The 3,376-nt window shown below is 37.5% G+C and carries 3 protein-coding genes; all 3 read left to right on the top strand.

What is annotated here, in order from left to right:
* The first annotated feature begins 62 nt into the window (after positions 1-62).
* Positions 63-458: a DUF4279 domain-containing protein gene (locus Q0605_RS03490; RefSeq protein WP_298704279.1), complete on the top strand. Its 396-nt coding sequence runs from the start codon at positions 63-65 to the stop codon at positions 456-458.
* A 63-nt stretch (positions 459-521) separates the two neighbouring features.
* Complete coding sequence (locus Q0605_RS03485; RefSeq protein WP_298704277.1) at positions 522-3,074, top strand: hemagglutinin repeat-containing protein; 2,553 nt, start codon at positions 522-524, stop codon at positions 3,072-3,074.
* 75 nt (positions 3,075-3,149) lie between these two features.
* On the top strand, positions 3,150-3,376 hold a 227-nt coding region (gene imm40 / locus Q0605_RS03480; RefSeq protein ID WP_298704275.1), incomplete at its 3' end, for an Imm40 family immunity protein.

The following is a 3,376-nucleotide window of genomic DNA, read 5'->3' as shown; positions in this document are numbered from 1 at the left end:
AATTTAGCCGTTAATGGGCAATTATAGAGGTTCGGTGGGCTGTAAATTTATGAGGAGCGCAAATGACTACTATGTATGTTGGTTTTTGGTTATCTTCGGATAAATATAACTTTGATTTTTCGGACTTGATCCTATGCGGGGAGATTGAGAAAAATAAAATTGGTGACATAAATAAAAGACGTGGCGAAGTCATAAATAGATGTAACTGGTCGTGTTGTACTGCCAAGAAAGAGTGTGTATACACGGACGATGCGTTAAAAGATTTGTATGAAATTTTAAAAACGAACTTTGGCGATATCAAAAAGAGGATATCGGAATTAAATTTAACCGTTAATATTTATGTAGCGGTAGATACGACGGAGAAGGACGATGTATATTCTATCGACTTTAGTAAAGAAACGCTAAAAATGTGTGCCGAACTAAATGCCGATGTCTGCGTAGACGGGATATATTATTAATTTGTGTGGGGAGAGAGACGGCGTAGAAAATAAATTTCTAATACCCCGCTCAAAAAGGTAAAAATGAATAAATTTACAAGACAGCTTTCTTTCTTTACCCTTGTTCTCTTATCGGCTACCGCCCTCATCTCTCAAGGATCTGCCGCATCCTCTAGCTGGGTTACCTGGGGCTTTAGCGTCGGCGCCTCTGCAGAGCTTAGCGGAACCACTTCCAAAGATAGCTCTAAATCAAGTAACTCCGTAGCCTCTAATCTTAGCGGCAAGAATATTAAAATTTTAACTGATAGCAATAAAGATACCGCTATAAATATCAAAGGCTCAAATTTATATGCTAGTAACGATATATATCTAAACACTCATAATCTATTTATCGATGCTTCCCAAGATAGCTATGAAGCTAAGCAAAGCTCTAAAACCGTAAGCGGAAGAGTATCTGCTACTATGTATGGAGGCGGAGGAGGAAGCGCAGGGCTTGATTACTCTAGAAGCAATATGAAAGAAGAAAGCCTTAGCCACAATAACGCTAAAGTTTATGCAGGGCATAATATATACGCCTTAGCTAGTAACGACGCTTTAATAAAAGGAGCAAACCTTAGAGCGGATAACGCTTTAGCTTTAAAGGTAGGACATGATCTAAGCCTTCATAGCTTAAGAGATAGCTATAATTACGATAGCAAATCAAGCTCTATAGGGGCAGGCATAGGCATAAGTGGAACTAAAACAAACTCCGATCCGGACAATCCCTATGACATAGGCAATAACATAGTAAGGTATAAGGATTCCAAGCTTTCAAGCATAAACGCTAACTATTCCAGATCCAAATCAAGCACTATGGTAAAACAGACCGTGCTATCTAGTATAACCGCTAAAGAGTTAAACATAGAAGTAGGATCTAACACAGATCTAAAAGGTTCACTAATAGCCGCAGGCTACTATGACGAGAATGGAAATTTCATAGATAACGGCAAGCTTAGATTAAAAACAGATACCCTAACTTTTTCAAATTTAAGCAACACCAGATACGACAAATCAAATTCTTTAAGCATAGGAACGAATTATGCTTTTAAAGATCCGCAACAAGAAGGGGGAAGTAAAGGGGGCGAGAGTGCTCAAGCTAAAGAGAGCAAGAGCGCTGAAGCTAAAGATAGCTCTACCGATCCTAAATCTAAAATTTCATCGATTAACTACGCTAATAATAGAAACCTATCCTACTCTATGAGTAAGAGCTTAGCTACTATAGGAAAAGGAGAGCTTATAGTAGGAGATAAAGATATAAGCTCTTTAAGTAAAGATGAGCTTGCTTCTTTACAATCTAATCCTAACAATAAGGCTCTATATAACTCAGACGATCTTACTAGATTAAACAGAGATAGCTCCAAGCTAAGCAAAGAGCTCTACTCTACCAAGCTAAACTCCAATGTCGATGCAAGCGTGGATATGAGGTTGTTTAGCGAAGGGGGAAGGAATGAGATAAAAAGAGAGCTAGATCAAGTATTAGATGATCTGGATGATATAAGATTAGGTATAAAAGATAAATTTGAAACAAATAAATTAACGGAAGAACAAAAGCGTATTGTAGAAACTCAATCTGCTAAAGATGCGCTAACTATTCTATTAAGACAAAGCGGAGTTAAAGAAGAAACTATAAATGAAATAGTAAATTCGCCGACTATAAAGAATTTCGCTTATATAGCTGATAAATTAAATTCAAAAGCCGTATCTTCTGGCGACTTAAGTACAGATCAAAATCCAGAAATTTCTTATACCAAAAATGGTATCCCAAGTATTAATTTGGGTACTGTTCATGTAGATGGATCCGAGAGTATGCTTAATGTTTACGGTTTGGCTACAAAAGGTGCCGATGCGGCAACGTTTATCATAGATAAAATCGGCCATACTGCCGCAGCTGTATCGGTAGCGGCTATCCAAACTATGATATCGGGTCCAACAAAAACGATTGCAGGTATAGCCACGGACAATATTTCCGATAGGTTTACGCGACCGATCAAGCAAGCCATAAGCGATAAGACACGAAAATATTTAACAGAAGATGAGGATGAAGCCTATATAGCAGAAAATCAAAGGGGTATCAATATAGTATCTGATTCTGTCGGAGAAGTGGCTGTGGGTGCTGTTTTTGGCGGAATAAACAGGTTTATCAAATCGCTTACCAAACTATCAAAGGCAAATAAGGATCTAATAAATAATAATAAATTAGAGAGCGTAGAGAAAAAATTGACGGATGGGAATTCCAATAATAAAAACTTATCGCTCGATGCGAATGCTAAAGTTGAGGATAAAATCAAGCTTGCGACAAAAACCGATAAGGTTGAAACTACTTCAAAAAAGATATCAAAGGACGATAAGGAATTAAAGGATGTAGAGAAAAAATTGACGGATGGGGATTCCAATGTAGACAATCCTTTAGAAAATATTGTTTATGATAATAGTGTAATAAGGAAAATGGAAAGAAAGGATTTCCATTCGTTTCCAGAGGAAGTACTCGCCTTTGGCAAATACGGTGAAGTTACAAAAATTATAGGACGCGATGGTATAGAGAGGACTGGAGTTTATATCAAAGGCTCTTATAGAGGAAGGGATGGAGTATTTGAGTGAGTTTATTATAGAAAACGATGGCAAAACCGTTAGCCACAGATTTTTTAGACCTAACGTGAAATAAAGGAGCGAATTATGTTGTTTACAGATGAGGATTTTGTAAATATAGTGCCGCAGGATCTTTTAGAGCGCGGTATAAACTTAAGAGAGAAGCTCGGTTTTTATGAAATCGCTTGGAAATTTGACGATGTAATGGAGGTGCTAAAAATCACAAGAGATAAAGGTATGATTATCCTAGGAGGAGAAGTATATCGCCTAAGCGGTAATGAGCCCATAATCACATACGACGGCTGGAGTACCAA

Origin of the sequence: uncultured Campylobacter sp. (genome assembly GCF_938017705.1) — a bacterium.
GTDB lineage: Bacteria > Campylobacterota > Campylobacteria > Campylobacterales > Campylobacteraceae > Campylobacter_B.
Note: the sequence above shows the minus strand (reverse complement) of the source record. Positions and strands in the feature narration are given on the sequence as shown.